Here is an 18,501-nt window from a genome sequence, read left to right as displayed (position 1 = left end):
GAGTCCCGGATCAAGCCCTGCTCAGGCCTTGCGGGACTTCTTCTCGTCGATGCCGCTGGTGCCCTCGCGCTGGGCAAGCTTGCTCCAGACCTCCGCCGGGTCCAGCCCGAGATCGGCCCACAGCACCAGCAGGTGATAGAGCAGGTCGGCGGATTCCGCCGCCAGCGCCGCCTTGTCGCCGCGTACGGCCTCCAGGATGGCCTCCACCGCCTCCTCGCCCACCTTCTGGGCGATCTTGGCGGTGCCGCGGCTGTAGAGCTTGGCAGTGTAGGAGGTTTCCGGATCCGCCCCCTTGCGCGCCTGCACGGTGACGAACAGGCGGTCGAGCACCTCGGCTCCGAATGGGGCACCTAGCGGGGCCGGCACCTTCTCGGTGGCCTTTTCGACAGCCTTCTCGCCGGCTTTTTCTGCGGCCTTCTTGTCACCCATTCGTCGTCTCCAGCGCCTTGGCCGGGCGCACCGGGATGCCGGCGGCGTTCAGCGCGGCCTTGGCCTGACCGATGGTGTAGGTGCCGAAATGGAAGATCGAGGCGGCGAGCACCGCGGTGGCGTGCCCTTCGCGGATGCCCTCCACCAGATGGTCGAGGGTGCCGACGCCGCCCGACGCGATCACCGGGACGCGGATGCTGTCCGCCACCGTGCGCGTCAGCTCCAGGTCGAAGCCGCTCTTGGTGCCGTCACGGTCCATCGAGGTCAGCAGGATTTCGCCGGCTCCCAGCGATTCCATCCGCTTGGCCCACTCCACCGCGTCGATGCCGGTGGCGTTGCGGCCGCCATGGGTGAAGACCTCCCACTTGCCGGGAGCCACCTTCTTGGCGTCGATGGCGACGACGATGCACTGGGCACCGAACTTCTCGGCCCCCTCGCGCACGAATTCCGGACGGTGGATCGCCGCGGTGTTGATCGACACCTTGTCGGCGCCGGCCAGCAGCAGCTTGCGGATGTCGTCCACCGTGCGCACGCCGCCGCCGACGGTCAGCGGCATGAAGACCTGCTCCGCCGTCCGCCGCACCACGTCGAAGATGGTGTCGCGGTTCTCGTGGCTGGCGGTGATGTCGAGGAAGGTCAGCTCGTCGGCCCCCTCGCGGTCATAGACGCGGGCCTGCTCCACCGGATCGCCGGCATCGACCAGATCGACGAAATTGACCCCCTTCACCACCCGGCCGTCCTTGACGTCCAGGCAGGGGATGACACGCATCTTCAGCATCAGTCGGCGTCCTCGACGGCGGGGGCGGACAAGAGGGCGAGCGCCTCCTTGGGATCGATCCGGCCATCGTACAGCGCCCGGCCGCAGATCACGCCCTCGATCCCGGTGTCCTCCTCGACCTTCAGCGCCTTCAAATCCTCGATGGACGAGACACCGCCGGACGCGATGACCGGTGTGGTCAGGTGGAAGGCGAGGTCGGAGGTGGATTCGACGTTGACGCCGCCCATGGCGCCATCGCGGTTGATGTCGGTGTAGATGATGGCGGCGACGCCGCAATCCTCGAACTTCAGCGCCAGATCCAGCGCCTTGATGTCGGAGGTCTCGGCCCAGCCGGCCACGGCGACATAGCCTTCACGCGCGTCGATCCCCACGGCGATCTTGCCCGGGAACTCGCGGCAAGCCGCCTTCACCAGCTCCGGATCGCGCAGCGCCACAGTGCCCAGGATGACGCGGCTGATGCCCTTCTCCAGCCACATGCCGATGGTGTTCAGGTCGCGGATGCCGCCGCCGAGCTGCACCGGAATGGTGACCGACTTCAGGATGCTCTCGACCGCCGCACCGTTCACCGGCTTGCCTTCGAAGGCGCCGTTGAGGTCGACCAGATGCAGCCATTCGAAACCCTGGCTCTGGAACAGGCGGGCCTGTTCGCCGGGATCGGTGTTGAAGACCGTGGCCTGGCTCATCTCGCCGCGCAGCAGGCGGACGCAGGCACCGTCCTTGAGGTCGATGGCGGGGTAGATGATCATCGCGGGCGTCTTCCTATGGCGTGGCTGGCGGTTGTCAGGCGGGCGGTCATCAGGCCGGCGGCTGTTGCGCAGGCTCGAGATCCTTGCAGTAGTAATGTCCGGCGAGCGGCTTGCCCTGCACCAGCGCGTAGAAGGGGTGGGTGCCCCAGCGCTTGAAGCCGAGCGATTCATAAAGCGCGATGGCCGCATCCTGCGTCACGCGGACATCGAGGTTCAGCACCTTGAAGCCGACGGCGCGCGCCTCTTCCAGCACCGCCACGGTCAGGCGGCGGGCAAGGCCGTGTCCGCGCGCCCAGGGGGCGACGAAGCTGGTGGTCAGCTGGGCGGCGTGGGCCTGGGCCTCGTTGTTGCGCGGCGGCTTGACCAGCTGGGCGGATCCGGCCACCACCCCGTCCAGGCGGGCGACGAACATCACCCGTTCCGGCACCACCAGAACGCCCTTCCAATAGCGTTCCATCACATCGCGCGGCGGCGGCTCGACCCAGCCGAAGCCGCCGCCGGCACGGATGGCGTCGTCGGCGGCGTCGCACAGGTCGTGCAGGTCGGCGGTCTTCAGCGCATCGACCTTGTCGATGGCGATCTCGGCCATCTCGTCAGACCTTCCAGCGCAGGAAATTGGCGATCAGCGCCAGGCCGGTCGCCTGGCTCTTCTCCGGATGGAACTGGGTGCCGACCAGATTGTCGCGCCCGACCACCGCGGCGAAGGGCCCGCCATAGTCCGCGGACGCGATCAGCGTGTCGGGATCGGCGAGCTTGAACTGGTAGGAATGGACGAAATACGCGTGGCTGCCTTCCGGCAGGCCGGCCAGAACCGGGTGCGGGTGGCGGATGTTCAGCTCGTTCCAGCCCATGTGCGGGATCTTCAGGGCCGGATCGGTCGGCTCCAGCTTCGCCACCTCGCCCGGGATCCAGCCCAGCCCCTCGGTCACGCCATATTCGCGGCCGCGCTCCGCCATCAGCTGCATGCCGACGCAGATGCCGAGGAACGGCCGGCCGCGGCGGTGCACCACCTCTTCCAGCGCCTCCAGCATGCCCGGCACTTCCGACAGGCCGCGCTTGCAATCGGCGAAGGCGCCGACGCCGGGCAGCACCACGCGGTCGGCCCGGCGGACGGCATCGGCGTCGGAGGTGACGAGGACAGTGTAGGACGCATCGGCTTCGCCGGCCGCGCGCTCGATCGCCTTGGCGGCGGAGCGCAGGTTGCCGGAGCCGTAATCGATCAGCGCGACCGTTTCCATGAACGTGACAAACCTTCCGATAGGACGGCGGAGGGGGATGGTTGGACCGCGGTCCCCGCCGTCAGAGCGATCCGCCGAGCGTGCCCTTGGTGGAGGGCACCGCATCGCGCTTGCGCGGGTCGATCTCCACCCCGGCGCGCAGCGCGCGGGCAAGCGCCTTGTAGCAGCTTTCCACGATGTGGTGGTTGTTCTCGCCATACAGGTTTTCGACGTGCAGCGTCACGCCGGCGGCCATGGCGAAGGCCTGGAACCACTCGCGGAACAGCTCGGTGTCGAAATCGCCGATCTTGTCGCGGGTGAAATTCACCTTCCAGATCAGGTAGGGCCGGTTGGAGAAGTCCAGCGCCACCCGCGTCAGCGTCTCGTCCATCGGGACATAGGAATGGCCATAGCGCTGGATGCCCTTGCGGTCGCCCAGCGCCTTCGCCACCGCCATGCCGATGGCGATGCCGGTGTCCTCGGTCGTGTGGTGATAGTCGATGTGCAGGTCGCCGTCGGCCAGGACCGTCAGGTCCATCAGGCTGTGGCGCGACAGCTGTTCCAGCATATGGTCGAGGAAGCCGACCCCCGTCTTGACGTCGTAGACGCCGGTGCCGTCAAGGTTCAGCGCGACCCGGATCCGGGTCTCCGTGGTGTTCCGCTCGATCGAGGCGCGGCGGCCGCCATTGATGGGGGTCTGGTCCATGGCGGTTTTGTAGCAGGAAGCATCCCTGCGCGCCAGCATCCGGCACGATTGATGCGCGGCCTGTCCATTCCGACGATTGTCCTACGGACGTGTGCAGGGTAGAGTTCTATACACTTCCTGCGTGCATATCCGCTTATGACCGACCATCCGCGCTTTTTCGCCGCAGTCCTGATCCTCCTCGGCCTGCTGCCGGCCGGATGCGCCGGCCTGTCCCCGCCCCCGCCGGTCGCCAGAACGGCGCCGCCGATGGCCGCCGGAACCACGGCGCCCTTCCGCTTCGGCGAGCTGACCATCGGGTCGATGCGGCGCGGGATGCAGATCGGCCGCTATGTCTGGGGCATCGACTGCGCCCCGCCCTATGACGACGTCTATTGGACCAGCGGCGTCAACATGCGGCGCGGCTCCACCTTCGACGAGCGCTTCGCCGAGGCGATGACCGCCGCCGGTTTCGATGTGGTCGGCCGGCCCGGCGGTCCCGACAACCCCGACGGCAACCGCAGCCGCGCCCGCTTCACCGTGCAGGGCGACCTGCGCGACGTGCAGCTGGAATTGTGCCACCGCACCAACTGGCTGACCGGCAGCAGCAAGGGCAGTTCCGGCACCGGCAGCGTCAAGGTGGAATGGACGGTCTACGACGCGCGTGGCGGCGGGCTGGTGCACCGCGTGGTCACCACCGGCGCCATTGCCCAGGAAAGCGGCGTGCCGCAAGGCGACACCCTGCTGGTCGAGGAGGCCTTCGCCGCCGCGGTCGAGGCGCTCGCCGCCGACGGCGGCTTCCGCGCCCTGCTGTCGGGCGGTGCCCTGCCCCAGTCTCGGCCCCAATCCCAGCCGCCGCCGTCGGCTCCGCCGGCCCTGTTTCCCGTGACGGCGCCGGCCGGATCCGGCCCCACCCCGCTGACGCCGGACGCCGCCGCCCCTGCCCCGGCTGTGGGGTCCGAAGCGTACCGTCCAGGCCGCCTGCTGCTGCGGACCGGGGCCGGATCCGGCCGGCCCGCATCGGCGAGACGGCCGGTCGGCCGGTCGCATGGGCTGGTGATCGGCGAGACCGATGCGGCCGGCGAGGTGCAGGCGGTGCTGCTGGCCCCGCTGCCGGGATCCGACCCCACCGTCACCGTCCGGCCCGCCCGTGGGGTGGAACTGACCGGCTGGGTGGTCGGGCGCGACCCTGTCAGCGGCTTCGCCCTGGTGCGGGTGCCGGCCCGGCTGCCCGCCCTGCCCGTCCGCACCGCGGCCCTGCGCGTCAGCGAGCCGGTGCGGGCGATCTCCGGCGGACGGGGACGGGAGGTCGCCGGCATCGTCGGCAGGCTGCCTGCCGACGATGCCGGCGGTGCCGCCACACTGATCCAGGCGGATCTGGGCTCGGCCGCCGTGCTGACCGCGGTGACCGAGGCGGGCGACCCGCTGCTGGACGGCAGCGGCGCGCTGGTCGGGATCGCGCCCTCCGCCGGCCGTTCCATCTCCACCCCTGCCGGTCTGGTCGAGTTCCTGGCGCTCGGTCCGCTGCTCGACCGGCTGGGGGCGGATCCGGCCGGTCCGCCGCCGTCCGCCGCTCCACCCAAACCGGGCAAAGCGCGCCGGAACGGCCCGGTCGAGTCCCTGTGGGAAGAGGACACATCGGATGGCGATATGCTTGACGGGGACATTGCCCCTCCCACATAGACCGGATGCCCTGCCGCCACGACTTGCAAGGTCCATGCGCCTGCGACGGCGCCCCGGATCCGGGGCAGCGGGGACGTTTCCCATTCTCCAGCGTGGTTCCCGCATGACCTATCCAGCGTCCAATCCTCACGATCCCATCCAGTGGCACGGCACGACGATCCTGTCGGTGCGCAAGAACGGGCAGGTGGTGATCGCCGGCGACGGGCAGGTCTCGGTCGGCCCGACGGTGATGAAGGCCAACGCGCGCAAGGTCCGCTGGCTGGCCGGCGGCACGGTGATGGCGGGCTTCGCCGGCGCCACCGCCGATGCGATGACCCTGTTCGAACGGCTGGAAGGCAAGCTGGAGCAGTATCCCGGCCAGCTGACCCGCGCCTGCGTCGAGATGGCCAAGGACTGGCGCACCGACCGCTATCTGCGCCGCCTGGAAGCGATGATGGCGGTGGCCGACAAGAGCGTCAGTCTCGTGCTGACCGGCAACGGCGATGTGCTGGAGCCGGAGGACGGGCTGATCGGCATCGGCTCCGGCGGCTCCTACGCCCTGTCGGCGGCGCGTGCGCTGATCGACATCGACGGGATGGATGCGGAAGCCGTGGCGCGCAAGGCGATGAAGATCGCCGCCGGCATCTGCGTCTACACCAACGAAAACGTCACCCTGGAAAAGCTGTGAGCGCCATGACGACTCAATCCGCTTCCGTCTCTGCCGACACCGCCGCCTTCAGCCCGCGCGAGATCGTTTCCGAACTCGACCGCTACATCGTCGGCCAGAACGAGGCCAAGCGCGCGGTCGCCATCGCGCTGCGCAACCGCTGGCGCCGGCAGCAGCTGCCCGAGGGCCTGCGGGAAGAGGTGCTGCCGAAGAACATCCTGATGATCGGTCCGACCGGTGTCGGCAAGACCGAGATCGCCCGCCGCCTCGCCCGGCTGGCCCAGGCTCCCTTCCTCAAGGTGGAAGCGACCAAGTTCACCGAGGTCGGCTATGTCGGGCGCGATGTCGAGCAGATCGTCCGCGATTTGGTGGAGGCCGCCATCGGCCTGACCCGCGAGCGGCTGCGCAAGGAGGTCGCCGCCAAGGCCGAACTGCGGGCGGAGGAGCGGGTGCTCGACGCGCTGTGCGGCGACAGCGCCAGTGCCGAGACGCGCGCCAAGTTCCGCAAGATGCTGCGCGAGGGCACGCTGAACGACAAGGAGATCGAAATCCAGGTCGCCGACACCGCTGCGCCGGCCGGCATGCCGACCTTCGACATCCCCGGCATGCCGGGCTCCCAGATGGGCATGCTGAACCTGAACGACATGTTCGGCAAGATGATGGGCGGCCGCACCAAGACCCGCCGCATGTCGGTGGCCGAAAGCCACACGGTGCTGATGGCGGAAGAGTCCGACAAGCTGCTGGACCAGGAAAAGGTGGTGGCGGAGGCGATCCGCGCGGTCGAGCAGAACGGCATCGTCTTCCTGGACGAGATCGACAAGATCTCCGCCCGCTCCGAAGCCCGCGGCGCCGACGTCAGCCGCGAAGGCGTTCAGCGCGACCTGCTGCCGCTGATCGAGGGCACGACGGTGTCGACCAAGCACGGTCCGGTGAAGACCGACCATATCCTGTTCATCGCGTCGGGCGCCTTCCACGTCGCCAAGCCGTCGGACCTGCTGCCGGAACTGCAAGGCCGCCTGCCGATCCGCGTCGAGCTGAAGGCGCTGAGCCAGGACGACTTCAAGCGCATCCTGACCGAGCCGGAAGCCAGCCTGATCCGCCAGTACAAGGCACTGATGAAGACCGAGGAGGTCGATCTGGTCTTCACCGACGACAGCATCGACGAGCTGGCCCGGCTGGCGGCGGAGATCAACAGCTCCGTTGAGAACATCGGCGCGCGGCGCCTGCACACGGTGCTGGAGCGCCTGCTGGAGGAGATCAGCTTCGCTGCCAGCGACCGCGCCGGCGAGACGGTCACCATCGACGCCGCCCTGGTGCGGGAACGGGTCGGCGGGCTGGCGAAGAATGCGGACCTGTCGAAGTTCATTCTGTGACGGCATGGGGGGCGCCCGAGCGGGCGCCCCTCTGCTTCACGTGAAACATTGCGCAGGGATTGCCCTGCCCGCCCCCTAGCCTCCTGCCGCCACCTTCACACTTTTCGGCAGCAGCAGCACATAGCTCCCCCGGCTCTTCATCAGTCCGGCCCTGTGCTCCGCCTCCGGACCATGGCCCCAGAAGACGTCGCCGCGCACCGGCCCGCGGATCGCTCCGCCGGTGTCCTGGGCGACCAGCAACCGTTGCAGCCGCTGTCCGGCATCGACCGGATCCTCGGCATCCAGCCACACCGGAACGCCATAGGGCATGAACTTCGAGTCGACCGCCAGGCTGCGGCCGGGCGTCAGCGCCACGCCCTGGGCGCCGTTCGGGCCGTCGCCGGTCAGCGTCTGGAAGAAGACGTAGGACGGGTTGACGTTCATCACCGCCGCGGCCTGGTCGGGATGCGCCAGCAGCCAGTCACGGATGGTCTGGAGCGAGACCTCCTCGCGCTTCAGCGCGCCGCGGTCGATCAGCTCCTTGCCGATGGCGACGTATTTGTGGCCGTTCTGGGCGGCGTAGCCCACACGCGCCTCGGTTCCGTCGGCGAGCCGGATCCGGCCCGACCCCTGGATTTGCAGGAAGAAGGCGCCGATCGGGTCCTTCACCCACACCAGTTCCAGCCCCTTGCCCTTCAGCGATCCGGCGACGATGGCGGCGCGATCCTCGTAAGGCTTCAACTTGCCGTCGACCACGCGGCCGGCGGTGCGCTCCCCCTTCCAGCGGTCGGAGAAGTCGCCGAGATCGACCATCACCAGATCGGGCGGCCGGCGGTAGAGCGGAACCGGATAGGCCGGATCCGAGCGCAGGCTGCCCTCCAGCTCGGCTTCGTAATAGCCGGTGAACAGACCCTCGCGGCTGCCGTTGTTGCCGGCGGCGTAGGGGGTGAAGTTCGTTTCGAAGAAGGCGCGGGCGGCCGCATCGTCGCCGGGCGGCAGATCCGCCAGACGGGCGCAGGGGCCCTGCCAGTCGCCGATGGTCCCGGCCACCCCGTTCGGCCCAACCGTCCGGTCGGCCGGCAGGCTCCGGAAGCGGGCGCAGGACCGGGCGAGTGCCGGCACCGCCTGCGCCACCGGATCGCTGCGCCAGCCCGGCAGATCGGCGAAGGACAGCGGCGTCAGGGTCAGGGCGTCGGGCGGCGGCTTGATCTCTTCCTTGGGAGCGCAGGCCGAAAACAGCAACGCCACCGCCCCGAAGAGGGCGATGGCGCTGAAACCGGTACGGTGACGATGTGTCATTGCTGGTGGTCGTTCCTCACTGGACCGGGCGCACCTCGACCAGCGCCCAGTTCGGATCGCGGGAGCGGAGGTTGCGGGCGAAGGTCCAGACGTCGGTGTTCTCCACCAGCGCCTTGGGATCGCCATCGACGATGGCACCGTTGCGGTCGCGCACCACATTCACCTGATCGGAGACCAGACGCACGGTGACGCGGGCGGTGCGGCCGGCATCCAGCTTCGCCTCCACCACCTCGGCCTCGCGGACCTGCTCGATGCGGGCTTCATGCTGCTCGCCGGCGGCCTGACGGTCGCGGATGACCTGGGCGAAGCTGTCATAGACGTCGTCGGCCAGCAGCGGGCGCAGCGTCGCGGTGTCGCCGCGGGCGAAGGCATCGACGATCATGGCGAAGGCCGCCTTGGAGCCTTCCAGGAAATGCTTCTCGTCGAAGTTGGGATCGGCGGCGCGGATCTGGTCGATGGACGCGGCCAGCGACAGCGGCTCGTCCGACACCACGACATCGGCACCCGGTGCGACATCCGGTCGCGCCCGGCTGCGCTCCGGCAGGGGCACCACATTGTCCGGCTTCGCAGCACCCGGAGCGGAGGTGAAGGGGTTGGAACGCTGCCGCTCCTCCCCCGTCCGGCGGCCGAGGACGCTGCGCAGCCGATAGACGAGGAAGGCCGCGATCATCGCGAAGATCACGATCTCGATGAACACGAACCCGTCTCCCATCATCTGTTCCTTCCAATACGATTTGTCGTGAGCATTGTGCTGCGGCGAAATCGCCGGCGGATCCGGCCCGCCTCTGGACCTTGCGGCCGGTCGGCATTACGTGTTGCTTGCCCGCCAGTAATTGCCGATTGAACCGCCAATTGGATGAGGCCGGCGGTCTTTCGACCGGACGACCTATCCAAACCTAGATAGGGGCAGCGAGCCCGAAGAGCAAGGACACCATGAATCCCCTGTTGTTGCTCCTTCTTCTGCCGATCCTGGAGATCGTCGGATTCATCCAGGTCGGCGATTGGATCGGCGCCGGGCCGACCATCGGGCTGCTGGCCCTGTCGGCGGTGGTGGGCATGCTGATCGTCCGTCACCAGGGGCTGGCCTCGCTGAGCAAGGCCCAGGCGGCGGCGGCGCGTGGCGAGGCGCCCATCGGCACCGTGCTCGACGGCTTCTGCGCCGTGCTGGCCGGCATCCTGCTGATCATCCCCGGCTTTCTGAGCGACATCTTCGGCATCCTGTTGCTGATCCGGCCGCTGCGCCGGGGCATCGGCCGCTGGCTGTTCAGCCGGATCGGCGCCGGGATGCCGGTCTTCACCACCACCGGCCGGGGCGGCCTTGGGGGCGGCTTCGGAGCGGGCGGCTTCGGTCCCGGTTTCGGGGCTGGCGCCGGCGGCCCCACCACTGGCGACCAGGGGTTTGGCAATAGGGATTTCGGCGGTGCCGAATTCGGCACCGGCGGTCCGCGCCGCGGCGACGATCCCTTCCGCCCCACCCCCGGCGTGCCCGGCGTGATCGACGGGGATTTCCGCGACGTCACCCCGGAGGACAGGAACGGCGAGGATCGCGACGCGCCGCGGCTGACCGATTCCCAATGGGGCAAGCAGCGTCCGGATGAGCGGCGCTGAGCCGCCGGCCGGTGGCCGGTTTCCGGTCGGCGGTTTCCGTTGGCAGGACGGCCGATCCATGATAGCCAGCCCTTTGGGCGAAGGCACAACCGTCGCGAACCAAACCCTGTCACCTCACATCCGGGTCGGCCTGCGACCCCTGCCCCCCGTCCATACCGGGACCGGGGATGGAACGCGGGCCGGCGATTAGGAGTCCGTTATGTCCGATCAGATGAGCAACGGCGCCGAGCAGCAGCAGACGTCTTCGCTGCCGATGCATGTCCTCGCGCAGTATGTGAAGGACTTCTCCTTCGAAAACCCCAACGCCCCGCAGAGCCTGCTGCCGAACCAGCCGCAGCCGCAGGTCAACATCGGCGTCGACGTCCAGGGCCAGAAGGTCGGCGACGACATTTACGAGCTGACGCTGAACCTGCGGTGCGAAGCCCGCCAGGGCGAGACCGTCGCCTTCCTGGTCGAGCTGGCCTATGGCGCGCTGTTCCAGTTCCCCGGCCTGCCGGAAGAGCATCACCGCCCGGTCCTGATGATCGAAGGCGCCCGGATGATCTTCCCGTTCGCCCGCGCCATCGTTTCCAGCGCGACCCGCGAAGGCGGCTTCCCGCCGCTGATGATCAACCCGATCGACTTCGCCGAGCTGTACCACCGCCAGTCGGCCCAGCAGGCCGAACAGCCGCAGCAGCCGCCCTTCTGATCCCGGTCAGGGATCGGCCGAAGGGACCGAGTTGAGTTGAAAAAGAGAAAGGGCGGGTGACCGGAAGGTCCCCGCCCTTTTTCTGTGCCGCGACAGATGGCCGCCCCCTCCGCAGAGGAGAGGGCGGATCCGGCACGACCTTACTGGTTCATGCTTTCGAAGAACTCGTTGTTTGACTTGGTGTGCTTCAGCTTGTCGACCAGGAAGTCCACCGCGTCGGTCACGCCCATCGGCATCAGGATGCGGCGCAGGATCCACATCTTCGACATGGTGCCCTTGTCGACCAGCAGCTCCTCCTTGCGGGTGCCCGACTTGGAGATGTCGATGGCCGGGAAGGTGCGCTTGTCGGAGAGCTTGCGGTCCAGCACGATTTCCGAGTTGCCGGTGCCCTTGAACTCTTCGAAGATCACCTCGTCCATGCGGCTGCCGGTGTCGATCAGCGCGGTGGCGATGATGGTCAGCGACCCGCCCTCTTCCACATTGCGGGCGGCACCGAAGAAGCGCTTGGGCCGTTGCAGGGCGTTGGCGTCGACGCCGCCGGTCAGCACCTTGCCCGAGCTTGGCACGACGGTGTTGTAGGCGCGGGCCAGACGGGTGATGCTGTCCAGCAGGATGACCACGTCGCGCTTGTGCTCGACCAGGCGCTTGGCCTTCTCGATCACCATTTCCGCGACCTGGACGTGGCGGGTGGCCGGTTCGTCGAAGGTGGAGCTGATGACCTCGCCGCGGACCGAGCGGGCCATGTCCGTCACTTCTTCCGGACGCTCGTCGATCAGGAGGACGATCAGATAGGCTTCGGGGTGGTTGGTGGCGATCGAGTGGGCGATGTTCTGCAGCATCACCGTCTTGCCGGTGCGCGGCGGCGCCACGATCAGCCCGCGCTGCCCCTTGCCGAGCGGCGCCACCAGGTCGACGATGCGGCCGGTGAGGTTCTTCTTGGTGGGGTCCTCGACCTCCATCCGGATGCGTTCTTCCGGATAGAGCGGCGTCAGGTTGTCGAAGTTGATGCGGTGACGGACCTTGTCGGGCGCGTCGAAATTGATGGTGTTGACCTTCAGCAGGGCGAAATAGCGCTCACCGTCCTTGGGCGAGCGGATCTGCCCTTCCACCGTGTCACCGGTGCGCAGGCCGAAGCGGCGCACCTGGCTGGGGCTGACGTAAATATCGTCGGGACCCGGCAGATAATTGGCTTCCGGCGAACGCAGGAAGCCGAACCCGTCCTGCAGCACCTCCAGCACGCCGTCGCCGAAGATCGGAATGTCGTTTTCGGCCAGCTGCTTCAGGATCGCGAACATCATGTCCTGCTTGCGCAGCGTGCTCGCATTCTCGATCTGCAGCTCCTCCGCGAACGCCAGCAGTTCGGCGGGGCTTTTGCACTTCAGCTCTTGGAGATGCATCGGATTGCCTGTGAAATCGTCATGCGGGGGAATGGCCTTGGAGGTGGGGAGTGCCGGAATGTCCGGCCGACGGCGGCTGGGGGCGGCGGACGCCGCAACGCGGTCGCGTCGGGTGGGCAGCGGGTGGCGCTTCGGCGAAGGCGCGCCAGGGCGTCCGGAAAATGGCCGCACGGGAGCGATTCGCCAGCCACCAGGCCCGGCTCAAGATCAGAGCGTCGGATCGGCAGATGTGGGCGTGGGAGACCGCGGGGCGAAAACCCCGTGGTCCTGACATGGTTATCGGATCGGCGGACGCAAGTCAAACGAAAGCGAAACCGGCAAAGGTCGCGGATTCCGCTTTTTCCGGGAGATGGAAGACCGGCGATTCACCTGCCCACCGGTCAGAAGGGCTTCACGATGACGAAGATGACGATGCCGATCATCAGCAGCGTCGGCACCTCGTTGGCGATGCGGAAGAAGCGCTGCGGCCGCGTGTTGCGGTCCTCGGCGAAGTCCCGGCGCCAGCGGGCCATCATCATGTGGCTGGCGGTCAGCAGCAGGACGAACAGCAGCTTGGCGTGCAGCCAGCCCTGCTTCATCCATTCCGGCGTCAGCAGGATCATGGCGATGCCGAACACGTACGCCGCGATCATCGCCGGGTTCATGATGGCGCGCAGCAGGCGGCGTTCCATCACCTTGAAGGTCTCCGACGCCTCGGATCCGGCCTGCACCTGGCAGTGGTAGACGAACAGGCGCGGCAGATAGAGCAGCCCCGCCATCCAGGCGATGATGCTGATGACGTGCAGCGCCTTGATCCATTCGTACAGCACCGGGCGTGTCCCCTTTTTCTTTACTGTTCAGCCGTTGCGGTTCAGCCCCGCGCCTGCGGGCAGCCGGAGAAGTTGGACGGGCAGATCCGGTCGCCCTTCTGCGAGCAGATCGCCGCCTTGCCCGCGACCGTCTGCCGCACCAGCCGGGCCAGCCCGTCGATGAAGCCGGGATGCACACCCACCGTCGGCACGCGGGTGAAGTGCGGCACTCCCGCCTCCTTGGCGAGGTGACGGTATTCGACCTCGATCTCCACCAGAGTCTCGGAATGCTCCGACACGAAGGCCATCGGCACCACCAGGATCGGCACACCGTCCTGTCCGGCGCGGCGGATCTCGACGTCGGTGCTGGGACCGATCCACTCCATCGGGCCGACGCGGCTCTGGTAGCAGTTGATCCAGTCCAGATCGTCGATGCCCAGCGCCGCGGCGATGGATTCGGCCGTCCGCTCGCACTGCCACTGATAGGGGTCGCCGGAGGCCACCACCTTCTTCGGCAGCCCATGGGCGGAGAACAGGACGCGCGGCTTGCCGTGGGCCTTGGCGGCCTCGTAGAGCGGGCGGATCAGGTCCGCCGTGCCGTCGATGAAGCCGGCCTGGGTCGGGTAGCAGCACAGCAGCTTCGTCGGCGCCGTCAGCCCGACGGTGCTGGCCGCCTCATGCCACGCCTTGGCGCTCGACGCCGTGGTGGTGGTCGAGAATTGCGGATAGAGCGGCAGCAGCACGACCAGATCCGGGCCGTAGGCCTTTACCTTTGCTGCCGTCTCGGCGCTCATCGGATGCCAGTAGCGCATGGCGATGAAGACCTTGGTCTCCGTCCCTGCCCCGTCAGCGGCCGGATCTGCCCCCGGATCCGTCAGGGCGTTCTCCAGCGCCGCCGCCTGGGCTTCCGTATTCTCCAGCAGCGGCGACTTGCCGCCGATCTGGGCGTAGATCGCCGTCGCCGGCTTCGCCCGCCGTCCGCTGATCAGGCTGGCGATCACGAAGCGGAACGGGTTCGGCAGCCGGATGATGGCCGGATCGGCGAACAGGTTGAACAGGAAGGGCCGCACCGCCTCCGGCGCGTCCGGACCGCCGAGGTTGAACAGCACGACGGCGACGCGGCGCGGCCGGCTCCCAGAAATTCGGTCGCCGGGGCCGGCAGGGGTCGAGGCGGAGGTCTGGGGGAATGGCTGGCTCATGGTGCCCGCTAAACTGGAGCGTTGCAGCCGCTCTGTCCAGACCCCCGCCGTCGCTTTTTCAGCCGCTTGGCACCGATGGCCTCAGCCCTGCCCCGGCCACTCCCGCAGGATACGCGTCAGCGCCTCCACATGGGCCGGCGGGGTCGACTGGATGACGCCATGGCCCAGGTTGAACACGAAGGGTCCACCGGCCAACGCCGCCAGGACGTCGTGGGTCGCCGTCTCCAGTGCCTTGCCGCCGGCCGCCAGCATGATCGGATCGAGGTTTCCCTGCACCGGCAGCCGCGTCTGGAGGGTCTGCGCCGCCCACACCGGCGGAACGGTGGTGTCGAGCCCGACGGCGTCCACGCCGGACCCGGCGACATATTCCTCATAGGCGTGGCCGGCGCCGCGCGGGAAACCGATGACCGGCGTGTTCGGGTGCTTCGCCTTCACCAGTGCGACGATCCGCCGCGTCGGCTCGATCACCCAGCGGCGGAACTCGGCCACCGGCAGCACGCCGGCCCAGCTGTCGAACAGCTGCACCGTCTCGGCCCCGGCCTCGATCTGGCGGCAGAGATAATCGGCGGTCACCTCGACGATCAGGTCGATCAGCTGGCCGAAGCCGACAGGATCGCCGTAGGCCCAGCGCTTGACGTGGGCATACTCCTTGGAGCCGGCCCCTTCGACCATGTAGCAGGCGATGGTCCAGGGAGCCCCGGCAAAGCCGATCAGCGTCGTCTCTGCGGGGATCGCGGTGGAGAGCCGGCGCACCGTCTCGTAGACCGGCGCCAGCGTCTCGTGGAAGCGGTCACGCGACAGGCGCTTCAGGTCCTCGACGCTGCGGACCGGATCCAGCTTCGGCCCCTCCCCTTCCAGATAGGCCAGCGGCTGCCCCAGGGCATGCGGCACCACCAGGATGTCGGAGAACAGAATCGCCGCGTCCATGCCGTAGCGGCGCAGCGGCTGCAAGGTGACCTCGACCGCGAAGTCGGGATTGTAGCAGAGGTCGAGGAAGCTGCCGGCCTTGGCCCGCAGTTCGCGATACTCCGGCAGATAGCGTCCGGCCTGACGCATCAGCCAGAAGGGCGGGCGCGGCCGCACCTCTCCCGCCAGGGCGGCGAGCATCGGCTTCAGGGCAGGCTTGGAAGCCCGATTCTGGACGTCGGAGCTGGTGGCGGACAAGACGGTGCGTTCCCCTGACATGCGAATCCGAATGATCCCCCGCGATTCCGGCGCCGATTCCGCGCCAGAATCCGGGACGGGTTTATCCCCTCTTCTTCACTATATTTTTTAAAGGGAGAAAGGAAGAGGATGAGGTGGATGGCTGTGGATAACGGTGATCCCCGATTCTGGAGAATCTGTCCACAGATCCGGGGGCTTGTGCGGGCATGTGTGCGGATCTGTGGACGATTCGGAGCACTACCGCAGGAAACGGCGGAAATGCTATAGCTGGACGAGCGGGAGTCCCGTGGATAACCGGGCGGACGGGGCCGGATCTTCCCAGCTTCCGAAGCGGTCGGCGGAGTTGTTCCGCGCTTGGCCGTATCGGGGAGGAGGAGTCCCCCAGCCGGGACGAAACGACGGTGAATCCGGTTGTCCACAGATCTGGGCCGGATTCTCCACAGAATGTTGGGGACGGATGAAAGAGTTCCACCTACATCTCGTATCCGATGCGACGGGCGAGACGATCAACAGCGTGGCGCGCGCCTGCGTCATCCAGTTCGACGACGTGCGGCCGATCGAACATTTCTGGAATCTGGTGCGGACCGACCGCCAGCTCGACCTCGTGCTGGAGGGAATCCGGGACAACCACGGGCTGGTGATGTTCACGCTGGTCGACGAGACGCTGCGCCGCCGGCTCCAGGATTTCTGCCGCGAGATGCAGGTGCCCTGCATCCCCGTGCTCGATCCGCTGATCAACGCGCTCGCCGCCTTCCTGGGCGTGGAATCGCAGCGCCAGCCCGGCCGCCAGCACGTCCTCGACGCCGAATATTTCAGCCGCATCGACGCCGTCGATTTTGCCCTGTCCCATGACGACGGCCAGTCGAACTGGGACCTGCACGAGGCCGACGTGGTGCTGATCGGCGTGTCGCGCAGCTCCAAGACGCCGACCTGCATCTATCTGGCCAACCGCGGAATCAAGGCGGCCAACATCCCGCTGGTGCCGGGCAGCCCGTTGCCGGCTGAGCTGGACCTGCTGACCCGGCCGCTGATCGTCGGCCTGACCAAGGACCCCGACCGGCTGGTGCAGATTCGCCGCAACCGGCTGAAGCTGCTGAACCAGGGCGAGGGCTCCAGCTATGCCGATCCCGAGCTGGTCCGTGCCGAAGTGCAGGAGGCGCGGCGGCTGTTCAGCCGGCGCGGCTGGCCGGTGATCGACGTGTCGCGCCGCTCCATCGAGGAGACCGCGGCCGAGATCATGATGCTGCTCGCCCGCCGACAGAGCGGCAATTTCAGCCCGGAAGGGAAGAAGACGTGAGCGCGGCTCCGAAGCTCGTCCTGGCGTCCGGCTCGCGCACGCGGGCGGCGATGCTGGAACAGGCCGGCGTGCCCGCCATCCTCGACAGGCCGCTGGTCGACGAGGACGAGGTGAAGGCCGCCGGCCGGGCCGAGGGCGTTCCCGCCGACGCCGTTGCCGAAGCCCTGGCCGAATTGAAGGCCCAGCGCATCACCCGCCGCCATCCGGGCGCGCTGGTGGTCGGCGCCGACCAGATGCTGGACTGCGAAGGGCGCTGGTTCGACAAGCCGGCCGACCGGGCCACGGCACGCGCCCAGCTGCTCGACCTGCGCGGCAAGACCCACCAGCTGGTCAGCTGCGCCGTGGTCGTGCGCGACGGCGAGCGGATGTGGCACAAGACCGACAGCGCCCGCCTGACCATGCGCAATTTCAGCGAAGCCTTCCTCGACGATTACCTTGATCGCGTCGGCGACAACGTGCTGCACTCGGTCGGCGCCTATCAGCTGGAAGGGCTGGGGGCGCAGCTGTTCCACCGGGTCGAGGGCGACTTCTTCACCATCCTCGGGCTGCCGCTTCTGCCGCTGCTCGGCTTTCTGCGCGTGCATGGAGTGGGCAGGGAATGACGGCGGATTCTTCGGGCAGTGCCGGGGTGATCAGCGGCGGTACGATCAGCGGCAAGGCGAAGATCGCCGGCGTGATGGGCTGGCCCATCGGCCATTCGCGCTCGCCCCGGCTGCATGGCTTCTGGCTGCGGCAGTATGGAATTGACGGCGCCTATGTGCCGCTGGCGGTGGCGCCGGAGCGTGCCGAGCAGGCGATCCGCGCCCTGCCCGCCCTGGGATTCCGCGGCTGCAACGTCACCGTCCCGCTGAAGGAGATCGCCTTCCGCACCGTCGACCGGCTGGACGGGACGGCGCGGCGGATGGGAGCCGTCAACACCATCGTGGTGGGCGATGACGGCGCGCTGGAAGGCGGCAACACCGACGGCTTCGGCTTCATCGAGAATCTGCGCGCCGAACAGCCGGACTGGACGGCGGAGCGCGGCCCGGCGGTGGTGATCGGTGCCGGCGGGGCCGCCCGCGCCGTGGTGGTCGCCCTGCTCGACGCCGGGGCGCCGGAGGTCCGTCTGGTCAACCGCACCCGTGCCCGTGCCGAGGAGCTGGCGGCGGATCTGGCCGCGGTCGGGCTGAATGGTGCCGGTCTCAACGGCGGCGTGACGGTGGTCGATTGGGTTTCACGTGAAACCGCTCTCGACGGCGCGTCCCTGCTGGTCAACACCACGACCCAGGGCATGGCCGGGCAGCCGGCGCTGGACCTGTGCTTGCGCGCCCTGCCCGCCTCCGCCGTCGTCAACGACATCGTCTATGTGCCGCTGGAAACCCCGTTGCTGGCCGAGGCCAAGGCGCGTGGCAACCCGGTGGCCGGCGGCATCGGCATGCTGCTGCATCAGGCGCGTCCCGGCTTCAAGGCCTGGTTCGGCGTCGAGCCGCAGGTGACCCCGGATCTGGTCCGCTTCGTCCTGGCCCGCTTCGTCCCGGAAGGCTGAGGC

Annotated in this window: 20 protein-coding genes; 8 read left to right on the top strand and 12 right to left on the bottom strand. The window is 68.1% G+C overall.

The window, feature by feature from the left end:
- Positions 1-21 precede the first annotated feature (21 nt).
- The 6 genes from ABNQ40_RS30165 to hisB form a co-directional block, all read right to left on the bottom strand.
- Positions 22-429: a phosphoribosyl-ATP diphosphatase gene (locus tag ABNQ40_RS30165; RefSeq protein WP_247880117.1), complete on the bottom strand. Its 408-nt coding sequence runs from the start codon at positions 427-429 to the stop codon at positions 22-24.
- Positions 422-1,207: an imidazole glycerol phosphate synthase subunit HisF gene (gene hisF, locus ABNQ40_RS30160; RefSeq protein WP_109052243.1), complete on the bottom strand. Its 786-nt coding sequence runs from the start codon at positions 1,205-1,207 to the stop codon at positions 422-424. The genes ABNQ40_RS30165 and hisF overlap by 8 nt, the downstream gene beginning before the upstream one ends.
- Positions 1,207-1,953 carry a 1-(5-phosphoribosyl)-5-[(5-phosphoribosylamino)methylideneamino]imidazole-4-carboxamide isomerase gene (hisA, locus tag ABNQ40_RS30155; RefSeq protein WP_109052244.1) on the bottom strand — a complete coding sequence of 249 codons (747 nt, stop codon included), beginning with the start codon at positions 1,951-1,953 and terminating at the stop codon, positions 1,207-1,209. The genes hisF and hisA overlap by 1 nt, the downstream gene beginning before the upstream one ends.
- A gap of 49 nt (positions 1,954-2,002) precedes the next feature.
- Positions 2,003-2,542, bottom strand: coding sequence for a GNAT family N-acetyltransferase (locus tag ABNQ40_RS30150; RefSeq protein WP_109052245.1), 540 nt, complete (start codon positions 2,540-2,542; stop codon positions 2,003-2,005).
- A 4-nt stretch (positions 2,543-2,546) separates the two neighbouring features.
- Positions 2,547-3,191: an imidazole glycerol phosphate synthase subunit HisH gene (gene hisH / locus ABNQ40_RS30145; RefSeq protein WP_109052246.1), complete on the bottom strand. Its 645-nt coding sequence runs from the start codon at positions 3,189-3,191 to the stop codon at positions 2,547-2,549.
- Between the two features lie 61 nt (positions 3,192-3,252).
- Positions 3,253-3,876: an imidazoleglycerol-phosphate dehydratase HisB gene (hisB, locus tag ABNQ40_RS30140; protein WP_044550958.1), complete on the bottom strand. Its 624-nt coding sequence runs from the start codon at positions 3,874-3,876 to the stop codon at positions 3,253-3,255.
- Between the two features lie 135 nt (positions 3,877-4,011).
- On the opposite strand from hisB, the gene ABNQ40_RS30135 reads away from it, so the two are divergent.
- From ABNQ40_RS30135 to hslU, 3 genes are all read left to right on the top strand, one after another.
- Positions 4,012-5,535, top strand: coding sequence for a S1C family serine protease (locus ABNQ40_RS30135; protein ID WP_109052247.1), 1,524 nt, complete (start codon positions 4,012-4,014; stop codon positions 5,533-5,535).
- 103 nt (positions 5,536-5,638) lie between these two features.
- Positions 5,639-6,202, top strand: a complete 564-nt coding sequence (gene hslV / locus ABNQ40_RS30130) for an ATP-dependent protease subunit HslV (protein WP_098740902.1) — start codon at positions 5,639-5,641, stop codon at positions 6,200-6,202.
- Positions 6,203-6,207: 5 nt separating this feature from the next.
- Positions 6,208-7,554, top strand: coding sequence for an ATP-dependent protease ATPase subunit HslU (gene hslU, locus ABNQ40_RS30125; RefSeq protein WP_109052248.1), 1,347 nt, complete (start codon positions 6,208-6,210; stop codon positions 7,552-7,554).
- A gap of 75 nt (positions 7,555-7,629) precedes the next feature.
- Here the strand turns inward: hslU and ABNQ40_RS30120 are convergent, their stop codons facing one another.
- Both ABNQ40_RS30120 and ABNQ40_RS30115 read right to left on the bottom strand, forming a co-directional pair.
- Positions 7,630-8,832, bottom strand: a complete 1,203-nt coding sequence (locus ABNQ40_RS30120; RefSeq protein WP_109052249.1) for a murein transglycosylase A — start codon at positions 8,830-8,832, stop codon at positions 7,630-7,632.
- Positions 8,833-8,848: 16 nt separating this feature from the next.
- Positions 8,849-9,544: a Tim44/TimA family putative adaptor protein gene (locus tag ABNQ40_RS30115; RefSeq protein WP_109491210.1), complete on the bottom strand. Its 696-nt coding sequence runs from the start codon at positions 9,542-9,544 to the stop codon at positions 8,849-8,851.
- A 221-nt stretch (positions 9,545-9,765) separates the two neighbouring features.
- Between ABNQ40_RS30115 and ABNQ40_RS30110 the strand changes: the two genes are divergently transcribed.
- Both ABNQ40_RS30110 and secB read left to right on the top strand, forming a co-directional pair.
- Positions 9,766-10,440, top strand: coding sequence for an FxsA family protein (locus tag ABNQ40_RS30110; protein WP_391348289.1), 675 nt, complete (start codon positions 9,766-9,768; stop codon positions 10,438-10,440).
- A gap of 199 nt (positions 10,441-10,639) precedes the next feature.
- The gene (secB, locus tag ABNQ40_RS30105) at positions 10,640-11,128 is read left to right on the top strand and encodes a protein-export chaperone SecB (RefSeq protein WP_109052251.1); all 489 of its coding nucleotides are present in this window, start codon (positions 10,640-10,642) and stop codon (positions 11,126-11,128) included.
- Between the two features lie 140 nt (positions 11,129-11,268).
- Here the strand turns inward: secB and rho are convergent, their stop codons facing one another.
- The 4 genes from rho to hemE all read right to left on the bottom strand — a co-directional run bounded on the left by rho (position 11,269) and on the right by hemE (position 15,619).
- Positions 11,269-12,525, bottom strand: coding sequence for a transcription termination factor Rho (gene rho, locus ABNQ40_RS30100; protein ID WP_109052252.1), 1,257 nt, complete (start codon positions 12,523-12,525; stop codon positions 11,269-11,271).
- 380 nt (positions 12,526-12,905) lie between these two features.
- The gene (hemJ, locus tag ABNQ40_RS30095) at positions 12,906-13,334 is read right to left on the bottom strand and encodes a protoporphyrinogen oxidase HemJ (protein WP_109052253.1); all 429 of its coding nucleotides are present in this window, start codon (positions 13,332-13,334) and stop codon (positions 12,906-12,908) included.
- A 41-nt stretch (positions 13,335-13,375) separates the two neighbouring features.
- The gene (gene hemH, locus ABNQ40_RS30090; protein WP_109052254.1) at positions 13,376-14,512 is read right to left on the bottom strand and encodes a ferrochelatase; all 1,137 of its coding nucleotides are present in this window, start codon (positions 14,510-14,512) and stop codon (positions 13,376-13,378) included.
- Positions 14,513-14,593: 81 nt separating this feature from the next.
- A complete protein-coding gene (gene hemE / locus ABNQ40_RS30085; protein WP_109491211.1) occupies positions 14,594-15,619 on the bottom strand; it encodes a uroporphyrinogen decarboxylase in 1,026 nt (341 codons plus the stop codon).
- 514 nt (positions 15,620-16,133) lie between these two features.
- Between hemE and ABNQ40_RS30080 the strand changes: the two genes are divergently transcribed.
- The 3 genes from ABNQ40_RS30080 to ABNQ40_RS30070 are packed head-to-tail and all read left to right on the top strand — an operon-like array spanning position 16,134 to position 18,498.
- Positions 16,134-16,973, top strand: a complete 840-nt coding sequence (locus tag ABNQ40_RS30080) for a pyruvate, water dikinase regulatory protein (protein WP_109052255.1) — start codon at positions 16,134-16,136, stop codon at positions 16,971-16,973.
- Positions 16,970-17,575, top strand: a complete 606-nt coding sequence (locus ABNQ40_RS30075; RefSeq protein WP_109052256.1) for a nucleoside triphosphate pyrophosphatase — start codon at positions 16,970-16,972, stop codon at positions 17,573-17,575. Before ABNQ40_RS30080 ends, ABNQ40_RS30075 begins: the two co-directional genes overlap by 4 nt.
- Positions 17,572-18,498: a shikimate dehydrogenase gene (locus tag ABNQ40_RS30070; protein WP_109052257.1), complete on the top strand. Its 927-nt coding sequence runs from the start codon at positions 17,572-17,574 to the stop codon at positions 18,496-18,498. Before ABNQ40_RS30075 ends, ABNQ40_RS30070 begins: the two co-directional genes overlap by 4 nt.
- The last annotated feature ends 3 nt before the right edge of the window (positions 18,499-18,501 follow it).

Origin of the sequence: Azospirillum sp. A23 (genome assembly GCF_042938965.1) — a bacterium.
In the GTDB taxonomy this organism is placed as follows: Bacteria; Pseudomonadota; Alphaproteobacteria; order Azospirillales; family Azospirillaceae; genus Azospirillum; species Azospirillum melinis.
Note: the sequence above shows the minus strand (reverse complement) of the source record. Positions and strands in the feature narration are given on the sequence as shown.